This is a genomic window from Streptococcus sp. A69, assembly GCF_058556195.1.
Map to the genome: position 1 here is coordinate 233763 of NZ_JBZUJU010000001.1, position 19793 is coordinate 253555.

General features: G+C 41.5%; 17 protein-coding genes and 2 pseudogenes. 5 read left to right on the plus strand and 14 right to left on the minus strand.

From position 1 onward, the window contains the following. Positions 1-306 precede the first annotated feature (306 nt). Entirely contained in the window at positions 307-1509 is a 1203-nt protein-coding gene (locus tag AC4ME5_RS01175) for an IS110 family RNA-guided transposase (RefSeq protein WP_491799404.1), read from the plus strand. Between the two features lie 139 nt (positions 1510-1648). Here AC4ME5_RS01175 and AC4ME5_RS01180 read toward each other — a convergent pair whose 3' ends face one another. Further along, a complete protein-coding gene (locus AC4ME5_RS01180; protein WP_491799406.1) occupies positions 1649-4453 on the minus strand; it encodes a cation-translocating P-type ATPase in 2805 nt (934 codons plus the stop codon). A gap of 396 nt (positions 4454-4849) precedes the next feature. Between AC4ME5_RS01180 and AC4ME5_RS01185 the strand changes: the two are divergent. Continuing rightward, positions 4850-5146, plus strand: a pseudogene (locus AC4ME5_RS01185) (IS110 family transposase); the annotation flags it as partial. A 251-nt stretch (positions 5147-5397) separates the two neighbouring features. Then, positions 5398-5517: pseudogene (locus tag AC4ME5_RS01190) on the plus strand (TMEM175 family protein); the annotation flags it as partial. Between the two features lie 429 nt (positions 5518-5946). On the opposite strand, the gene AC4ME5_RS01195 reads toward AC4ME5_RS01190, so the two are convergent. From AC4ME5_RS01195 to AC4ME5_RS01245, 11 genes are all read right to left on the minus strand, one after another. Then, positions 5947-6546, minus strand: a complete 600-nt coding sequence (locus tag AC4ME5_RS01195) for a hypothetical protein (protein ID WP_096422261.1) — start codon at positions 6544-6546, stop codon at positions 5947-5949. 305 nt (positions 6547-6851) lie between these two features. Further along, positions 6852-8222, minus strand: a complete 1371-nt coding sequence (gene rlmD, locus AC4ME5_RS01200; protein ID WP_491799408.1) for a 23S rRNA (uracil(1939)-C(5))-methyltransferase RlmD — start codon at positions 8220-8222, stop codon at positions 6852-6854. Between the two features lie 73 nt (positions 8223-8295). Then, positions 8296-9270: a DUF1002 domain-containing protein gene (locus AC4ME5_RS01205; RefSeq protein ID WP_491799410.1), complete on the minus strand. Its 975-nt coding sequence runs from the start codon at positions 9268-9270 to the stop codon at positions 8296-8298. An 86-nt stretch (positions 9271-9356) separates the two neighbouring features. After that, positions 9357-9959, minus strand: a complete 603-nt coding sequence (locus tag AC4ME5_RS01210) for a lysozyme family protein (RefSeq protein WP_061588162.1) — start codon at positions 9957-9959, stop codon at positions 9357-9359. Next, complete coding sequence (locus AC4ME5_RS01215; protein WP_268713459.1) at positions 9959-10933, minus strand: nucleoid-associated protein; 975 nt, start codon at positions 10931-10933, stop codon at positions 9959-9961. Before AC4ME5_RS01215 ends, AC4ME5_RS01210 begins: the two co-directional genes overlap by 1 nt. 7 nt (positions 10934-10940) lie before the next feature. Then, positions 10941-12197 (minus strand): serine hydroxymethyltransferase, encoded by a 1257-nt coding sequence (glyA, locus tag AC4ME5_RS01220; protein WP_491799413.1) that lies wholly within the window; start codon positions 12195-12197, stop codon positions 10941-10943. Between the two features lie 49 nt (positions 12198-12246). Continuing rightward, positions 12247-12678 (minus strand): GNAT family N-acetyltransferase, encoded by a 432-nt coding sequence (locus AC4ME5_RS01225; RefSeq protein ID WP_491799415.1) that lies wholly within the window; start codon positions 12676-12678, stop codon positions 12247-12249. A gap of 1 nt (position 12679) precedes the next feature. Beyond that, complete coding sequence (locus tag AC4ME5_RS01230) at positions 12680-13282, minus strand: L-threonylcarbamoyladenylate synthase (protein WP_042899485.1); 603 nt, start codon at positions 13280-13282, stop codon at positions 12680-12682. Next, positions 13266-14102, minus strand: coding sequence for a peptide chain release factor N(5)-glutamine methyltransferase (gene prmC, locus AC4ME5_RS01235; protein WP_491799417.1), 837 nt, complete (start codon positions 14100-14102; stop codon positions 13266-13268). The genes AC4ME5_RS01230 and prmC overlap by 17 nt, the downstream gene beginning before the upstream one ends. Next, positions 14102-15181, minus strand: a complete 1080-nt coding sequence (prfA, locus tag AC4ME5_RS01240) for a peptide chain release factor 1 (protein WP_001028815.1) — start codon at positions 15179-15181, stop codon at positions 14102-14104. Before prfA ends, prmC begins: the two co-directional genes overlap by 1 nt. Next, positions 15178-15768, minus strand: a complete 591-nt coding sequence (locus AC4ME5_RS01245; protein ID WP_491799419.1) for a thymidine kinase — start codon at positions 15766-15768, stop codon at positions 15178-15180. Before AC4ME5_RS01245 ends, prfA begins: the two co-directional genes overlap by 4 nt. 122 nt (positions 15769-15890) lie before the next feature. Between AC4ME5_RS01245 and AC4ME5_RS01250 the strand changes: the two genes are divergently transcribed. Together AC4ME5_RS01250 and mnmE are read left to right on the plus strand one after the other, a co-directional pair. Further along, the gene (locus tag AC4ME5_RS01250; protein WP_001117401.1) at positions 15891-16073 is read left to right on the plus strand and encodes a 4-oxalocrotonate tautomerase; all 183 of its coding nucleotides are present in this window, start codon (positions 15891-15893) and stop codon (positions 16071-16073) included. A gap of 137 nt (positions 16074-16210) precedes the next feature. Beyond that, positions 16211-17584 carry a tRNA uridine-5-carboxymethylaminomethyl(34) synthesis GTPase MnmE gene (gene mnmE, locus AC4ME5_RS01255; protein ID WP_096422283.1) on the plus strand — a complete coding sequence of 458 codons (1374 nt, stop codon included), beginning with the start codon at positions 16211-16213 and terminating at the stop codon, positions 17582-17584. Between the two features lie 44 nt (positions 17585-17628). Here mnmE and dapA read toward each other — a convergent pair whose 3' ends face one another. Continuing rightward, positions 17629-18564: a 4-hydroxy-tetrahydrodipicolinate synthase gene (dapA, locus tag AC4ME5_RS01260; RefSeq protein WP_007521849.1), complete on the minus strand. Its 936-nt coding sequence runs from the start codon at positions 18562-18564 to the stop codon at positions 17629-17631. A gap of 56 nt (positions 18565-18620) precedes the next feature. Then, on the minus strand, positions 18621-19697 hold the full coding sequence (locus AC4ME5_RS01265; protein WP_491799434.1) for an aspartate-semialdehyde dehydrogenase: 1077 nt from the start codon (positions 19695-19697) through the stop codon (positions 18621-18623). Positions 19698-19793 lie beyond the last annotated feature (96 nt).

Here is a 19793-nt window from a genome sequence, read left to right on the forward strand (position 1 = left end):
GTCCTACTTGTATTATTTTCATTTAAAAAGGAATAAATCCTCAACAAAAGGGTTTACTCCCGCGCCTGCGGGAAGGACAGAAAAGAAATGGCGCCAAATCAAGGTTTTATTATTGAAATTTACTAGAAAATACCCACTCTTTTTTTACTTACAATTATTTTAATAAAAAGAACTCGCCTGTCAAATAAAACGTTAATGTATATCATCTTTGTCTATCTTAGTTATTATGTTTTTCAAATCTGATTTGAGCATTTCTTTTACTTATCTTAGTTTCACTCATTTTAGAAATAGAATTCTACTAATGTCATGCGTGCAGTATTTGGAATTGATGTAAGTAAGACAAGTTCTGAGGTAGCAATTTTAGTCAACGGTGAGAAGGTTCATGGCTATACCATACTCAATGATGCCATTGGATTCAATCGCCTGTTGGGGGACTTGAAAACAGTTCATAACCCTGAGATTATATTTGAGGCCACAGGCGTCTATTCTCGACGTCTTCAGGCCTTTCTTGAGGAATATGGTTACGCTTACACACGGCTAAATCCTCTGGAAGCTAAGAAGCAATTGGACAGTCTGCGAGTTCGTAAAACAGATAAAATTGACGCTGAAAAGTTAGCTAAATCTCAGCTTGTGCACAATCGTAAACCAACTTACGTGCAGGAAGAAGTTTATCAACACCTTCGTGATTTAAGCCGTTTCTATCAAAATCTGACAGAAGACCTTGTTCGAGCTAAAAACCGTCTGCACAAGGTCCTACAAATCACCTTTCCTGAATTGGAAAATCTCTTATCCACACCAACTGGCGAGCAATATTGGAACTTAGTGATGGCTTTTCCATGCAAAGAGTTTGTATTAAGACTATCTCAAAGTGACTTGTGTGAGATTATCCGTCAATCTACCTCCAAACGCATCTCTGAAAAGCGTATTGCTTACCTGACTGATAAACTTATAAAACTCGCTAAACAATCTTTTTGTGTGGTCAAGAAAACCTCTCCAATGCTTGAAGAGGTTCGTTACTATGCTCAAGAATTGCTTCGTCTTTCTGATCGCAGACAAGTTGTCCTAAACGACATGGTAGCTCTAGCTCAGCCTTTACCAGAGTATGACATCTTACGGTCAATTCCTGGCATCGCAGAAACCACAGCGACTTCTATCATTGGCGAATTGGGAGATTTTCGTCGCTTTCACTCTACCAATCAAATCAACGCTTTTATTGGCATTGACCTGAGACACTATGAATCTGGGAACTTTCTCGCCAAGGAACACATCACTAAACGAGGTAATCCCTATGCCAGAAAAATCTTGTTCAAGTGCATTCACAACATCGCTTCAGCTAGTCATACCAATCCCTGCCATATCGCTGACTTGTATGAGAAACGAAAAAGACAATCGACAATAGCTTCAACTAAGCCACATACGATTGCCTCTATACATCGTCTCATTCGAACAATGTATTACCTCATTACGCATAACAAACTTTACGATTACTCTTTGACCCAAAATCGATAAGACTGTCTATGTCGTATTATTGTAACACCTTGTTTCAAAAAATACCAGATGAGGTGTTTTTTAGCATGCCCTTTTATGGCTCAAAAAGTGTTAAAAATAAGACAGTAACCTCGGAATAGCTACTGTCTTATCTCATTTTTCACTTAAAGCCTTGACAGACTTGACAAATGGTAGAAAATAAGCGATATCTGATTTCTTCCAAAGCCATAATAACAAAGGGACAAGCAAGTAAATAGAGCCAATCATCAAGTCCAATTGGGGCTGTGTTAAATAGCGTGTGGAAGAGCGGTAGATAAGATAGGATAATAAAGAGAACAATTTCTAGAACAATTCCTAAGCTAATAATCCTATTAGCAAAAAGTTTAACTTGGAATATAGAGCCCCTACCCTTACGACTATTCATGGCCATACCAATCTGAGTAAAGATAATCGCTCCCAAAGTCATGGTGGTTGCCTCTCGATAGAGGGGACCTGAGCTAGCCAGATGGTTCAAATTTCCTTGATTTACCCAATAATTAAGGAAGAAAGCACCCATAGCCAAGGTTGCTTCAATCAATCCATACCAGACAAAAGCTTTAAGCAATAGTTGGCGATTAAGTAAGCGGTCCGATAAACGTCTTGGTGGCTTGTCCATCACTCCTTCTTCAGGTGGTTCAACCCCCAATCCCAAAGCAGGTACCATATCTGTTCCTAAGTCAATAGCTAGGATTTGCATAACGGTTAAAGGAAGAGGAATGCGCCCCAAAGAGAACAAGAAGAAGGCAGATGGTACAGCTTCCGGTGTATTGGAATTAAAAATATAGGTCAGGAATTTTTGAATATTTCGATAAACGGCACGTCCCTCTTCAACAGCATGGACAATAGAAGCAAAGTGATCATCCGTTAAAATCATATCGGCAGATTCCTTGGCGACGTCAGTTCCGGATATTCCCATAGCTACCCCGATATCAGCCTTTTTCAGAGCAGGGGCATCATTTACTCCATCACCAGTAACAGCAACAACTTCACCAAGTTCCTGAAGTGCATTGACTACACGATATTTTTGTTCAGGGGCTACACGGGCAAAAACAATCTCACCTTTAAGCGCTTCTTTAAGCTGATCGTCATCCATGTCAGCCAGTTCAAGTCCTGAAACAACACGCGCATCATCACCCTGCACAATTCCGATTTTCTTGGCAATACTAAGAGCCGTCAAGCCATAGTCACCTGTAACCATGATAATACGAATATTAGCTCGGTGACATTTTGCAATAGCTTCACGTACACCCTGACGTGGGGGATCACTCATGGCAACAAGACCCAGAAAAACCATATTTTCTTCCAAAGTCTGCATATCCCACTTGTCTTCTCCAATATGATCACTTTCTAAGGGCCTATAAGCCACAGCTAAAACACGCAAGCCGTCACGAGCAAATTTATCGTTAGCAGCAAGAATAGCCTGACGTTCTGCAGCAGTCATAGATTTGATTGCCCCTTGACCATCATAATAGTCTGAGCAAAGTTCCATCACTTCTTTAGGCGCACCCTTAGTGATGGAAATATGGTGACTGCCATCTAGACCTTTTTCGAGACTATGTACCGTTGTCATTCGTTTACGATCAGAATCAAAGGGAATTTCTTTGATACGAGGAGCCCAAGCGTGATTTTCATTTAAATTAATCCCTGCTTTTTCGGCTAAAACATTAAGACAAGCCTCAGTCGGATCACCTAAAATCGTATAATTGGGATTATCAGCACTAGGTTCCACAACCTGTGCATTACTAGCCAAATGAGAAAAGCGAACCAAACGATTCACGAGGTCATTCTCCTTCAGAGAAACAGGGCGGCCATCCTTCTCAATATGCCCTTCTGGTGCATAACCTAGTCCAGTTACCTCATAATTACCTGACAAGGTCCATAAATGATTAACTGTCATGGCGTTTTGAGTTAGGGTCCCTGTTTTATCTGAGCAAATAACAGAGGTCGCTCCAAGAGTCTCAACCGAAGACAACTTCTTAACCAAAGCATGATCCTTAGCCATGCGCTGAACGGCCATGGCTAGAGATAGGGTAACCGTGGGAAGAAGCCCCTCAGGAATAAAGGCAACAATCATACCCAGGGCAAAGATAAAGGATTGAGACAAAGGTTGGTGAACAAATAGGGTTGCTGCAACCATAAAGAAGAGACCAATAGAGACTGCAATTACTGAAATTTGCTTGGTCAAATGATCTAATTCTTTCTGAAGAGGGCTTTTTTCCTGAGTAAGGTTTTGTGTCAAATCTGCAATTTGTCCAAACTCTGTTTCCATTCCGATAGCAGATACTATAAAACACCCAGACCCAGAAGAAACTGTAGTTCCAGCAAACACCATATTGTCATATTCTAACTCGTTTTTTTCAGGATCTAAATCCGCTTGGTCTGACTTGTAAATAGGGCTAGACTCACCAGTAAGAGCAGACTGATTAACTCGCAAATCTGTCACGGCAATCAAGCGTCCATCTGCAGAAATACGGTCTCCTTCTTCAATGAAAACCAAGTCCCCTGGCACCAAGTCCTGAGCAAGAATCTTATCTTCCTTCCCATCCCGAAGAACCCGTGTGTAAGATGGAAGAAGCTTATTAAGGGCTGCCGTAGCCTGACTTGCTCTATATTCTTGAATAAAACTAAAGAGACCATTAATAATGTTGACCAACCAGATAGCAATCCCCAACTCTAGACTATGAGAAAGCATAGCGATAAAGCCACCAACCCACAATAAGAGGGCCATGAGACTGGTAAAATGTCTGACAAAAGTCAACCAAATAGGTTCTTGTTTACTCTCCTTTAATTGGTTAGGCCCGTAAGTCGCCTGCCTTTTCTGGACTTCTTGTGAGTTTAAGCCTTGAGGACTTGTTTGCAACACCTGATAAACCTGATCAGGGGCACAGGTCCCTAATTTAGCACCTTTCTGACTAGAATTACTCATAATCCTTTCCTCGATTCTAAATCATTAAAACGATTTTATATTTTCGCCCCTATTATACTCCTTTTTCAGAAAAGGTAAAAGAAAAGGGCTCTATAATTTCTGTAGTGGGTAAAACCACCATAGGGATTATGGAGCCTATTTTGCTGTAGAAAACATACTAAGATTAGTAGTGAAGAAATCTCCGACGGGAGAGAGTACTCACTACTTTTTCTTTATGTTAAAGTAGTGGTGTCTTGTAAAGTCGTAGGGCTCTATGGCGCTAGACGTCGCTTGACAAACTGGCAAGACACCTTGTTTTAGGTGGAGTTTGATCAAAGTATGTGGGACGCTAAACGTCGCGTATTGAAAATAAAATCACTAAAACATGGAATTATTCAAGACAAAAGAGGTAATGTCATGCATGCAGTATTTGGAATTGATGTCAGTAAAACAAGTTCTGAGGTGGCAATTTTAGTCAACGGTGAGAAGGTTCACGGCTACACCATACTCAATGATGCCATTGGATTCAATCGCCTGTTGGGGGACTTGAAAACAGTTCATAACCCTGAGATTATATTTGAGGCCACAGGCGTCTATTCTCGACGTCTTCAGGCCTTTCTTGAGGAATGCGGTTACGCTTATACACGGCTAAATCCACTGGAAGCTAAGAAGCAATTAGACAGTCTGCGAGTTCGTAAAACAGATAAAATTGAAAAAATCAATAACAACCTGGTTTGGATTTCTCTTTTACTACTATTTTTTCTTCTCTTTTCCCATATGCAACCACTCTTGTTTCAATGGAGTTTAATAACACAGTAGCACAAACTTTTTATGGAATAGTTGTTCTTCTGATTTCTTTTACAAATATATGGATATATGAAGAGTTACCCCATCTCAGCAATAGCCAAGTAACTATTAAAAAAGCTAGAGAAGAAAATCGTTACACGGTTTGGGATATTGCTATATGGGATATTGCTATAAAACTAATTGGTTTGATTCTGACTTTAACAATTTTTCCATCAGCAATGGCGTGGGCTGTCGGTATTACAGCAGTCATTGTAATTTTGCCAAGGAGCATTAAGTAATCCGTACAAAAGATTCCAACAAATGACAAATAAGTTTTCAAACCTAGTAAAAAATATGAGAGGTTACCTTAATACTTCCCCATCATACGACAAAAGAGAGTGGGGCAGAAATCAGTAATTCGTTAGAATTCGATTTCGTCGTCCCACCTCCGCACAGTTGAGTAGGGCTGTAAAAGCTGATGAAATCAGCGTAGTAGAGCCCACTCAACCACTGCGTCTTGCTCGACAATCCAAAAACAATTGAGAGGCTAGGACTTTTGTCCCAGCCTCTTTTTACTTTCCCTTTCGTCAAAGGTTTCTAAGCTTTTACAAGCAGTGATACCGCCTCAACGTGTGCTTACATCTTGCTTTCCCTTCTATAAATTGACTAAAGTTAAATTTGAGGTATTAGAGGAATTGATATATTCTCTTTCTAATCTATAGTTATACCTATTCAGTTCGAGTTTCAGCTAAATATATTCCCCATTCAGCTAATTCTCTAGGCAAATCATAAACAGTTTTTCCATTACTTTCATAGATTTCAGAGATTCCTGATGAAGTCTTAGAAAAAGTTTTCCAAGCTGTCACTAGTTCTTCTACAAATTGAATATTATGAGGTTCAAAAAAGTCATTAAATTTCGATAGTTCTTTACTATAAACTGTCACAACATTATAGCTATCAAGCATGATCTCATCATGACTTTTATGCCCACCAAATCCAAACTTACTTAGTCCATCATTAACAAGTAAATCACCGTATCTAATCAACAGTGCTAGGCATTCCTCTCTTGAACAACCATCAATATAATAAACATCCTTATGGGATTCCTTGATAATATTCTTTGCTATCACTTTTTCTCTATCAATACTGACAGGCAATTCTAAAATAAAAAACAAGGGCTCATCATGAATCGCAATAAAGTGTTGAAAAACCTCTAATATTTTTTCTGCGTGTACATTCGCCGTCAAATGATGTTCAGTTAACTTTGTAAATGATTCAAACAGGTTTTCTACCAAGCTAACTTGGTGACCTTTTACTAAATTCAACATTATGCGTCCTCCAGAGAATTTAAACAATATCCACATTTATAATCTCATTATACCATTAAACCCCTAAAAAGACTGCAACTTCCCAGTAACAGTCTCTTATAAATCTACCTCAGTTCCTTATGCTGAATCACATTCGGAACAGAAAATATTGGTGGTAAAAGAAGCATTTCAATAATTTATTCATGGCTGTGTTAGGCACGTTTCTCTAATAAGCTTACACACTCAGCATTTCGAACTTACCGTATCATTTCGTCGGTTTCCCTCTTCATTCTACGAGTCCTATACCATGGGCGGAACATCTGCTTCTACTTCGCTGATGCCTCAGCTCGTACAAGCAGTGATACCGCCTCAACATGATGCGTTTGAGGAAAAAGATCCACCGGCTGGACTTTCTTCAACTCATATCCCAACTCTTGGTAGAGTTTGATATCACGCGCCATGGTTGCAACATTGCAGGAGATATAGGTGATACGTTCTGCTCCTGTTTGACTACTTGCCTTGATAAAGCTTTCTGTAAGGCCTTTTCTTGGTGGGTCTACTAGGATAAGACTTGGTTGAATACCTTCTTTAACCCAATTCCTCATGGCACTTTCAGCTGTATCACAGACATAGTGGGCGTTTGAGATATTGTTTAGTCGGGCATTCTTTTTGCTATTCTCAACTGCTTCTGGAATAACTTCAACACCATAAACTTCCTTGACATGCTTAGCAACGGATAAACCAATGGTCCCAATTCCTGAGTAGGCATCGATAACCACATCATCTTCTCTTAGCTCCGCGAAGTCAATGGCTGTTTGATAGAGTTTCTCAGCCATTTTAGTATTGACCTGGTAAAAAGCTGGTCCAGAGATTTGGAAGTCGTTGCCAAGCATTTGGTCGGTAATGTAGTCTTGACCATAAAGTGTCCGCCAGTCCTTGCCGAAAATCGCATTGGTATTCTGGTCGTTGATATTTTGCATGACAGAGACAATCTCTGGAAACTGCTTGATTAATTGTTCAATCAACTGTTCAACTCGGAAAACTTTAGGACGAGTGGTTACCAAAATAACCATAATTTGTCCTGAGTAATGACCACGGCGGACAACGAGGTTCCGAATCAAGCCAGACTGTTCCTGTTCATCATAAGGTTTCAAATCATAACGACGGAACAGATCCCGTAGGGCTACTACGACTTGATCAATCACAGGATCTTGGATAAAGAAGTCTTCCAGAGGCATGAGGTCATGGGAATTCTTACGGAAGAAACCAGTCTCTAGAACACCATTCACTCGACGAACAGGCACTTGCGCCTTATTTCGATATTTGACTGGATTTTCCATACCCAGCGTTTCAGTGTTCTCTACATCTCTAATGCCAGCAATTTTGTATAGACTGTCTTTGACTTGCTTGGTTTTAAACTTGAGCTGCTCTGGGTAGGCAAGATGCCCCAAGTCAGCGATACCTGAGCGTAGATAAGCTAGGTCAAGGTCTTGGTTACGGTGTGGAGAGTAAGTAAGGTATTCTTCAACTTTCCCGTAGCCAATCTTTTTAGTGACTTTAAGGACACGCATGAGGATTTTTTCAGTTGGTAGAGCATTCTCTACAAAGAAAACCAAACCTTCTACCTTGGCAACTCCTGCCCCTTCATGGGTCAAATCGACAATTTCAACTTCTACAATATCATTTTTCTTTAACATATTCTTCACTTTCTATCGGCCGACAAAAAAGACGGCAACATTTCTGTTACCATCTATTATATCATGAAATGACCTAAGCACCAAAACTCTTGAAGAAGTTGACAATGGCTTGCCAGAGGGAGCTAAAGAAATTGCCCCCCTCTTCTAGCGCTTTATTGGCATCAAAGTTGAGGTTGATATTTTTAAAACTATCACCAGCTTGGGAAACGATGCTTTGTTTGAGATCATTTAGGGTTTTAGTGAAATCAGCATTGTTCAAAATGTCACTCTTTGAGAGGTTGAGCGCAAAATTGATGATGATATTGACCTGGTTTCCTGTTATAACCTGATCGAGTTTGTAGTTTTTTAGAGTGTCTTCAACGATTTTTCGGACATCTTCTTCTGTCAGATTTCCTTTGGCTTCTTTAGCCTTTGCGATTCCTGCCTTGATATCTGTCATAGCCGCATTGAGCTTATTGGCATCATAACCTGACTTGTCCTTGTTTTCAGCATTGATATCGGACAAGGCTTTTAGTTCTTCTTGGGCTAGGTCTTTATTGGCTTGCGGTACTTTAGCACCATTGGCCTCTAATGAGTAGTATATCCCAGCTAGGGCGCTCTCACCTGTAACTGGAATAGGTGCTGCAACTGTGATTTTGGCATGCTCGACTCCCAGGGTGACTGCTGCATTACGGTACATATCCTGCGTCACCTTGGTGATATTTTCAGGCGTTTCAATCTTGACCTCTAGAGGTGATTTGTCCCCCAGCTTTTGAATCTTGGCCGACGAATAGAGTTGTAGACTAGCATCATTAGCCACATTCATAATTTTCGAATAGATATCAGGTGTCATGGTTTTGATATCTTTGGTGTCTTTCGATGCGTCATAGCCAAGTTTGCTAAGAGTTTGATTTTTTTGGTCTTCAGTTAGTGAAGAACCAAGCACATATTCAGGTTGTACATAGGTTTCATCGATTACTTTTTGAACATCTGTTGCTGCGTGGACACTCGTCATAGCTGTTGCTGCCCACAGAACTGCAGCGCTTGTTAGAAAGAGTTTCTTTCTCATAGGGTATACCCTCCTTTTCCTTTCTAGGGTAATAAAACAATCTTAAATAAAACTTATAGTGAAAAACACCTGGTAAAACCAGATGCTTAGAAGAAATTAAAGAATTTCATGATGTACAGGTTAAAGCGTACCTGTCTCGAGTAGTAATAATTTCCACCATTTTCATAGAGTTCTGCTCCGTGAAAGATAGAAATGGGGTTGATGTAGGTGTAGGTCTTCCCTGTAGTATTACCAAGGATTGGAGCGACCGTTTCTCGGGAGTAACGCTTGGCTAGGGCCAAAGTATTTTCCTTACCATTCTGAGCAATAAAGTCGATATAGGCAGGTCCAAAATTATAGGCTTGAACGGCGGTCCAGACATCTACTCCTTTGCTCTGTGCCAAATAGAGGTTATCTGTTAGTGTCTGTACCCCTTGGCGAATACTAGAGGCATCGTCATTGATGGTATTGGTAGCGCCACTAGCAGACTCACTAGACTGCATGACATCCCGCTCTTTTCCCTTCGTTTCCGTATAAATCATGGCGAGCACCAACTCTTCATTGGCTGGAGTATCTCTTTCACTCAAGATTTCTCGCACCATGGGTTGGTAGGTCATGACTTGTTTAACATCCTGATGAATATGATAAGCTTTGTATCCTGCGAAAAGGAAGACTGCTAGCACAAGCACTCTTCTTATAAATTTAAACATTATTTACTTTGAATATCCTCGATATTTTTGATTAAGATAGAATAGGTTCCATTGTTATTTTGGATAAACTCAACAGACTCGGCGTCTTGGTAGACGTTATTGGGAACGATGAGTTCAATTCCATTTGACAAGGAAAGTTTTTGGTTTTCAAATTTCTTGAGCTGACGACTGGCATCAATTTCATCAAACTGGACTGGTTCTGGTACAGCTTCCTTGACTTGGTCGATAAAGCTCAAGCGAGCTGTCAGGTTGTTATCAAAAAGATCATTAGCCAATTTTTCAGGCGACAATTCATTGCTTTCTTCAAGGTTGTTGAAAATAGCTGATTTGACCTTGGATTGAAACTGAAAGTCATCCGTGTTAAAGGACTCTGCAATTCTCTGGGCTGTTTTTTCCAATTCCTTGATGGATTTCTTGGGAGAGATCTTAGGCGCGACAGCTAGGAGATTTTCTGAAAAATAGTTCAAAAAAGTCCCATTGTACTTGATTCGTTTTTCAATCAGATGGTACTTGCGACTCTGAAGATTGACCACCAAAGCCTCATCAGCTCCCGTTCCAAATCCAGGGAGGTTATTCTGAGTTAGCTTGATTGGGTTGTCATCTTCTCCACCGAGGTGGGTCAAGGTTTCCCGCAAGGCAATTCGCAAGAAAGCAAAATGTTCAACGCCTTCTTTAGAAAACTGAACAAAAACCAAGTCATTGGTCTTGAGATTTTCTGAAATGCTAAACTCCTCTTTCCAGAGGTTAGCCAGAGTTACTGATGTATCCAACAAATCGTCTGTGATGTGATTGAAGAAGGGATTTTCTTCCTCGAAAATCCCCGTCTTGGCTTCATCTGAATACACGCGTTCGATTTTTTTGCGTAGGTATTCCTCGATTTTTGGAGTGATATTGAGAAACTTATCCGCTAGAAACAACTCGGTATCATCTGGGCTGAACTGATGGATGATAGCTTTCTTAATATAAATGTCCATAAAAGTTTTAGTCCTCGTATAGTGGGAAAGCATCTGTCAATGCTTTGACTTCACTTCTCACTTCTTCTAAGACAGCTTCATTTTCTGCATTCTTAAGGGTTTTAATGATGAGTTCAGCCACTTTACGGCTTTCTTCTTCACCAAATCCACGTGCAGTGATGGCTGCTGCTCCGATACGAATTCCACTTGTCTTGAATGGTGACAAAGTTTCGTAAGGGATTGAATTTTTATTTAGGGTAATATTGACTTCATCCAGCAAGTTTTGAGCAACTTTTCCGTTTTCTACAACCTTAGTCACATCCACTAGGAAGAGGTGATTTTCAGTACCACCTGAGATGATACGGAAATCAGGGTCTTGCAAGAAGACTTCAACCATAGCCTTGCTGTTTTTGATGACATTAGCAGCATATTCCTTGAAAGCCGGATCCAAAACTTCTTTGAAGGAAACCGCCTTAGCAGCGACAACGTGCTCCAAAGGACCACCCTGAATACCAGGGAAAATAGCTGAGTTGATTTTCTTAGCTAGGTCCTCATCATTTGTCAAAATCAAACCACCACGCGGTCCACGAAGAGTTTTGTGGGTCGTTGTTGTCGTGATATGAGCGTATGGTACTGGGCTTGGATGAAGTCCAGCTGCAACCAAACCAGCGATATGGGCCATATCGACCATGAGCTTAGCCCCAACGGCATCAGCGATTTCACGGAATTTTGAGAAGTCGATAATTTGAGAATAGGCTGAAGCACCCGCTACAATTAGTTTTGGTTTTACTTCTTGGGCTTGTTTCAAGATAGCATCAAAGTCCAAGAGTTCCGTTTCAGGGTTCACACTATAAGAAACAAAGTTGTAGGTTTGACCAGAGAAGCTAACTGGAGCTCCGTGGGTCAAGTGTCCACCTGCTGCCAAATCCATCCCCATAACGGTATCACCTGGCTCAATCAAGGCCATGTAAGCCGCACAGTTGGCTTGGCTTCCTGAGTGAGGTTGGACATTGGCGAATTTAGCACCGAAAATTTCTTTTGCACGTTCAATAGCTAGAGTTTCTACCACGTCTACTACATCAGTTCCACCATAATAACGGCGTCCTGGGTAACCCTCGGCATATTTGTTTGTCAAGATAGACCCTTGAGCTGCCATAACAGCCTTGGAAACCACGTTTTCCGAAGCAATCAACTCGATGTTGTTTTGTTGGCGTTCTTCTTCTTTGGCAATAGCATTCCAGAGATCAGCATCGTATGCTTTAAAATCGTCTTTGTCAAAAATCATAGGTCTTCTCCTTTATAGTGTGACTGGTCCTTTAGTTTAAGAAAATATACTAAAAGATGCGAATAAACCGTTTCTGCATTTTATCACAAGTATAACCAACTTTTTCATAAAATGCATGAGCTCCCAGACGATGATCAGCAGAGTTTAAGCGGATAAACCCATAACCCCGTCTTTTTGCTTCTTGATCCAACCCTTGCAGTAGGCTTTTACCGATACCTCGTCCTTGGGCTTGAGGTGAAACCGCTAAAGCTAAGATATTAAATCCTGCTTTAGAATAGAGAGATTCATAAACTTCAGCATGGACATATCCAAGTAGGACATGGCTGACCTCATCCTCATAGCCAAGTAGGAAATGATGAGAATCCTGAGACAGTCTAGCTAGTTGACTAGCTGTGTCCTCTGGACTAAAAGAATAGCCCAAAGCCTCTTGGTTAATCTCACATATAGCATTCACATCTGTTTCTTGCAAATCTCTTAGCATCTCATTCCTCCTCAAAAGAAATCTCTGGCAACTGTGCAAGAATATCTTCTCGCTTAATCGCTCCTTGGCGCAAGATTTTCACCTTGTCTCCAGAAAAATCCAAAATAGTCGAATCCTGTCCAGTTAGAAAAGCGTCGTCTTCCAGACCCAGAACCTCTTGGTCAAAATCCTCTAGAATTTGAGCAAAGGTCACTCCACTCGCCTGACCCGAGATATTGGCAGACGGCCCAATCAAAGGACCTGTCTCTCGAATTAAATCAAGTGTAATGGGGTGACTCGGCATCCGAAATCCGACAGTTGCAAGACCAGAGTTGACCCAATAGGGAACTCGGTCATTGGCTTCGAGGATAATGGTCAAGGGACCCGGTAAAAAGGCCTCTACAAGCTTTTGTAGATAAGTTGGCTGATTCTTTGAAAAGTGCAAGATGTCCTCTAGAGAAGCGACATTAAGATTGAGCGCCTTGTCTCTAGGACGACGTTTGAGTTGGTAAACATGGTCGACAGCTTTTTCGTCTAAGGCCTTAGCAAAGAGGCCGTAAACTGTCTCTGTAGGCAAAATGACTGCCCCACCCATTTCCAACTCTTGTCTAATCCTGTCCATCATCAACTACAACCATCCTATCTTGACCAAATTGGTCCTTGAGTGTTCGTACCCGTTTTTCAGGAAGATGTTTCCTAAAAAGCGCAGGAACACTTTGACCTTGCTTGTATCCAATTTCAAGGTAAATCTTACCACCATCTGCGAGATAGTCTTTTGCATCTTCCGCAATTCTGCGATAAATAGCTAGGCCATCCTCGTCTGCAAAGAGAGCTAGATGAGGTTCTGAATGCAAAACATTCAAACCAACCTCTGACTCATCTTCACGAGAGATATAGGGTGGATTGGATACAATTATATCATATTTTTCAGAAATTTCTGCAAAACAATCAGATTTTTTAAAAAATATATTAAGATTTTGATTGCTAGCATTCTCTGATGCAAGCTTCAAAGCGTCTTGGGAAATATCTGCTGCTGTCACTGACCAATTTGGTCTGTTTTTAGCTAATCCAAGAGCTATGGCTCCACTTCCAGTCCCGATATCTAGGACCTTAAGATTTTCCTCAGGATTTTCAGCTAGGATAAGTTCCACCAACTCTTCTGTTTCTGGACGAGGAATCAAAACCCGCTCATCCACTTTTAACTGCATTCCAAAGAAATCTGCGTGACCAATGATATACTGAGCTGGTTTGTGAACCGCTAACTGCTGGTAAATTTCTTCTACAAATTGTTTTTCATCCTCTGTTACCTCTTGTTGAAGAGCAAAAACAAAGTCCGTAAAAGCGAGATTTTTTAAGCTACGATAGACAAAAGAGAGGCTTTCTGCTTCCTCTCCTTCTCTTATCAACGCTTCTTCAAAATCTGAAAATAATTGAGCTAATTTCATTATTTGTTTAATTCTTCTAATTTTTGTGTTTGGTCATAGAGCACCAAGGCGTCCACAACTTCATCCAATTTACCAGATAAAATCGTATCTAGTTTTTGGAGGGTCAAACCGATACGGTGGTCTGTGACACGGTTTTGAGGGAAATTATAAGTACGGATACGTTCTGAACGGTCACCAGTACCGATAGTAGACTTACGTTCAGCGTCTTGTTCATCCTGTGCAATTTGTGCAAAGTGGTCAGCAACACGCGCACGGATGATTTTCATGGCCTTCTCACGGTTTTTCTGCTGGGTACGTTCTTCCTGCATCTCAACCTTGATATTAGTTGGCAAGTGAACGATACGCACGGCAGTCGCAACCTTATTGACGTTCTGACCACCAGCACCAGATGCGTGGTAAATGTCCACACGAAGATCTTTTGGATCGATATCGTATTCAACTTCTTCTACTTCAGGCATGACAAGCACTGTCGCTGTCGAAGTGTGTACACGCCCTTGGCTCTCTGTTACAGGGACACGTTGAACACGGTGGGCTCCAGACTCATACTTGAGTTTAGAGTATACAGATTGACCCGAAACCATGGCAACCACTTCTTTGAAACCACCGACACCATTCATAGAAGCTTCCATGACTTCAAAACGCCAGCCTTGTGCTTCCGCATACTTTTGGTACATAGTTAGAAGGTCTCCGGCGAAAAGTGCCGCTTCGTCACCACCAGCCGCTCCACGGATTTCAAGGATGATGTTCTTGTCGTCATTAGGATCTTTTGGAAGGAGCAAAATTTTCAATTTTTCTTCATACTCTTCTTTTTCAGCCTTGGCATCTTTGAGCTCTTGCTTGGCCATTTCTTCCAAGTCCGCATCTCCACCTGATTCCTTAATCATTTCTTCAGCATCGACGATGTTTTGAAGGACTTGTTTGTACTCACGGTAGGCTGTTACTGTGTCACGAGTTGAAGCCTCTTCTTTTGAAAGCTCCATGAAACGTTTGGTGTCTGAAACGACATCAGGGTCACTCAGCAATTCTCCTAATTCTTCATAACGGTCTTCTACAGCTTGTAGTTGATCATAGATGTTCATTTTTCTTCATTCTCCTTATTGATTTCAGGGGCAAAATAATGTTTACGGCAGACTGAGATATAGGTTTCATTTCCACCGATCTGAATTTGTTCTCCATCATAGACTGGTACACCATCGTGCGTGCGCAACACCATAGTCGCCTTTTTCTTACAGTACTGACAGATGGTCTTTATTTCTTCAATCTTGTCTGCTAAGAGCAAAAGGTGTTTGGAACCTTCGAACAATTCATTGCGAAAGTCATTCTTCAAACCAAATGCCATGACAGGAATGTCTAACTCATCGACAACACGAGCTAGGTCGTAAACATGGTGACGCTTGAGAAACTGGGCCTCATCGACCAACACACAGTAAGGTTTTTCTGGTAAATCACGGATAAATCCAAAGATATCCGTCGTTTCCTCAATCGCAATGGCTGGGCGTTTCATGCCAATCCGACTCGACACATATCCAACACCGTCACGCGTATCCAGAGCAGAGGTCATGATAACAACACCTTTTCCTTGCTCTTCATAGTTATAGGCTACCTTGAGAATCTCAATCGTCTTACCAGAGTTCATGGTCCCATAACGATAATACAACTGTGCCATGCTTCTATTTCACGTCCATTTCTAAATTTTTGCTACATTCTAGTATATCATAATTTTCTGAAGCTTTAAACGGCAAAATGTGGTAAAATAGAAGAAATCAAAAACTAGTGGAGGAAGCTATTATGCCATTTGTACGCATCGATTTATTTGAAGGACGCACGCTCGAGCAAAAGAAAGCTCTGGCTAAGGAAGTAACGGAAGCTGTTGTCCGCAACACTGGAGCACCTCAATCTGCTGTCCATGTCATCATCAACGACATGCCAGAAGGAACTTACTTTCCACAAGGGGAAATGCGCACCAAATAAGCTAGCTTAAGCAGAATTGCTTAGGCTTTTTCAATCTCCAAGTAGCATCCATTGAAGAAATAACCTAAATTTGTTACAATTTGAAAAGAAACTTGGAAAATTTTTCAAGAAAAGAGCTATTAATTAAAGGAAACATTATGATTACACGTGAATTTGATACCATCGCAGCTATCTCTACTCCACTAGGTGAAGGGGCTATTGGTATTGTCCGCCTAAGCGGAACAGACAGTTTTGCTATTGCGCAAAAAATATTCAAAGGAAAAGACTTGAGCAAGGTTGCCAGCCACACTCTCAACTACGGTCATATTATTGACCCGCAGACAGGGAAGGTCATGGACGAAGTTATGGTTGGAGCTATGAAGTCTCCAAAGACCTTCACTCGTGAGGATATTATCGAGATTAACACTCACGGTGGGATTGCGGTGACCAATGAGATTCTCCAGCTAGCTATTCGTGAAGGAGCTCGGTTGGCAGAACCTGGTGAATTTACCAAGCGCGCCTTTCTAAATGGACGTGTGGACTTGACTCAGGCTGAGGCGGTGATGGACATCATTCGTGCCAAGACAGATAAAGCTATGAACATTGCGGTCAAACAACTAGATGGTTCCCTTTCTGACCTCATTAACAATACTCGCCAAGAAATCCTCAATACACTTGCCCAAGTTGAGGTCAATATTGACTATCCTGAGTACGACGATGTTGAGGAAGCTACTACTGCTGTTGTTCGTGAGAAAACTAAGGAGTTTGAACAACTCTTGACCAATCTCCTTAAAACAGCTCGCCGTGGTAAAATCCTTCGTGAGGGTATTTCAACAGCTATCATCGGCCGTCCCAACGTTGGAAAATCCAGCCTTCTCAACAACCTCTTGCGTGAAGATAAGGCTATCGTGACGGATATCGCTGGTACTACACGAGATGTCATCGAAGAATACGTCAACATCAATGGAGTACCTCTCAAATTGATTGATACAGCTGGAATTCGGGAAACAGATGATGTTGTGGAACAAATCGGGGTTGAACGCTCCAAGAAAGCCCTCAAGGAAGCTGACTTGGTACTTCTTGTCTTAAACGCTAGCGAACCACTAACAGCCCAAGACAGACAACTCCTAGAAATCAGTCAGGACACTAATCGCATTATTCTTCTCAATAAAACAGACCTGCCAGAAGCGATTGAAACTTCAGAACTTCCTGAAGATGTCATTCGTATTTCAGTTCTTAAAAATCAAAACATTGATAAAATTGAAGAACGTATCAACAACCTCTTCTTTGAAAATGCTGGTTTGGTTGAGCAAGATGCTACTTACTTGTCAAATGCCCGTCACATTTCCTTGATTGAAAAGGCTGTTGAAAGCTTGCAAGCTGTTAATGAAGGTCTTGAACTGGGGATGCCAGTTGATTTGCTTCAAGTTGACTTGACCCGTACTTGGGAAATCCTCGGTGAAATCACTGGAGATGCCGCACCTGATGAACTCATCACCCAACTCTTTAGCCAATTCTGTCTAGGAAAATAAGAAATCCATGATCGTTCTTGCGGTCATGGATTTTATTGTCGTTATTAGTAATCTGGTCTTAAGACACCTGTTACAGTTGCCTTAGTTGCTTCGTAGTCGCCATCTACGACGACTTTGATAATGCGTTTGGCATCTTCTTCTGGCGCTGGAACAAGAGGTAGACGAGTTGGTCCAGCTTCAAATCCCATGTAGTTGAGAACAGCCTTAACTGGAGCAGGGCTTGGATAAGAGAAGAGGGCGTTGACCTTAGGAATGAACTGACGCTGAATAGCTGCAGCTTTCTTCATATCGCTTTCTGCAATGGCAGTAAACATCTCATGCATTTCATCCCCATTTGTATGAGAGGCAACAGAGATCACACCATCTGCACCCAAGTTCATAGCATGGAAGGCATCTCCGTCCTCACCTGTATAAATCAAGAATTCCTCTGGCTTATGCTCGATCAAGTAAGCCATATTTGCCAAGCTGGTACATTCTTTAACACCGATGATATTAGGATGGTCAGCCAAACGAAGCATGGTCTCAGGAGTTAATTCGACAACCACACGGCCTGGAATGTTATAGATAATAATTGGTAGGTCAGAAGCATCTGCAATGGCCTTAAAGTGCTGGTACATGCCTTCTTGAGAAGGTTTATTATAGTAAGGCACAATAGCAAGCCCAGCTGCAAAACCACCAAAGTCTGCTACTTCTTTGACAAACTCGATCGAGTCTCGGGTATCATTGGTACCTACACCCGCAATCAAAGGAACACGCCCATTGACAATCTTTTGTACAGCCGCAAAGAGTTCCAACTCCTCATCGTGGGTCAAAGTTGGACTCTCAGCAGTCGTTCCAGCTAGAAGAATTCCATCTGTATGATGGGCCAATAAATGCTCGATCAAGGCTGGGATAGCATCAAAGTTAATGGAACCATCCTCATGGAAAGGGGTAATAAAGGCCGTGATGATTTTACACTCTTTTAAATCTTGATAAGACATGAGAAACACCTCTCTATTTCAAAGAAGGAGTTCATCTGAACTCCTAAACGATATGACTATTTTAATTCAAATTTCAACTCAGCTGTTGGACGAACCAATCCACGTTCGTGAAGCGTTTCTGCAATCTGAACTGAGTTCCAGGCAGCACCTTTGAGAAGGTTATCTGAAACAACCCACATGTGGATTCCTTTTTCAGCATCCAAATCCTTACGGATACGACCAACAAAAGTATCACGCGAACCCACTGCATTGACGGCTTGAGGATAGATTTGGTGCGCTACGTCATCCTCAAGAACAGCACCTGGAAAGGCTGCGATGGCTGCTTTGACTTCTTTGATTGGAGCCACTTCTTTTGTTTCAATATAAACTGACTCAGAGTGAGCTGACAAGACTGGAATACGCACACATGTTGCAGATACTGAGATGCTATCATCTTCCATGATTTTCTTAGTTTCCTTAGTCATCTTCATCTCTTCGTAAGTGTAATCATTGTCAGTGAAGACATCGATTTGTGGAAGAGCGTTAAAGGCGATAGGGTAGTGTCTCTTGTCACCACCTGAAGGCAAGATTTCCGCATGCAAATCACGTGGATTCACACCATCATTCAAGACTTCACGAAGTTCACGTTGTGTTTCAAGAATCGCACCCATACCAGCACCAGAGACTGCTTGGTAAGTTGAAACGATGATGCGGTCCAAGCCCCATTTTTGGCGGACCGGCTCAAGAGCCACCATCATTTGGATTGTTGAACAGTTAGGGCAGGCAATGATTCCGTTGTGGGCATCAAGTGCATGGGCATTGACCTCTGGGACAACCAATGGTACATCTGGATTTTGACGGAAATAAGATGTATTATCCACTACTACCGCACCAGCTTGAACTGCGTATGGTGCATACTTAGCTGATGTCGAACCACCTGCTGAGAAGAGTGCAATATCAACACCCTCAAAAGCTGTCTCAGTTGTTTCTTCAATCGTAATATCTTGGTCTTTAAATTTCAAAGTCTTGCCTGCTGAACGTGCAGAAGCAAGGTAACGGATTTTATCGATTGGAAGTGTTGATTCTTCCAACATTTTTATCATCTGAGCTCCGACAGCACCTGTCGCGCCGACTACAGCAACTGTATATCCCATAAATAACCTCTTTCGGAATTTTCTAAAAATTTCTATAATAGATGTATTATACTACTTTTTCCAGAAATTGAAAAGCACTTTTAGACTATATTTTCT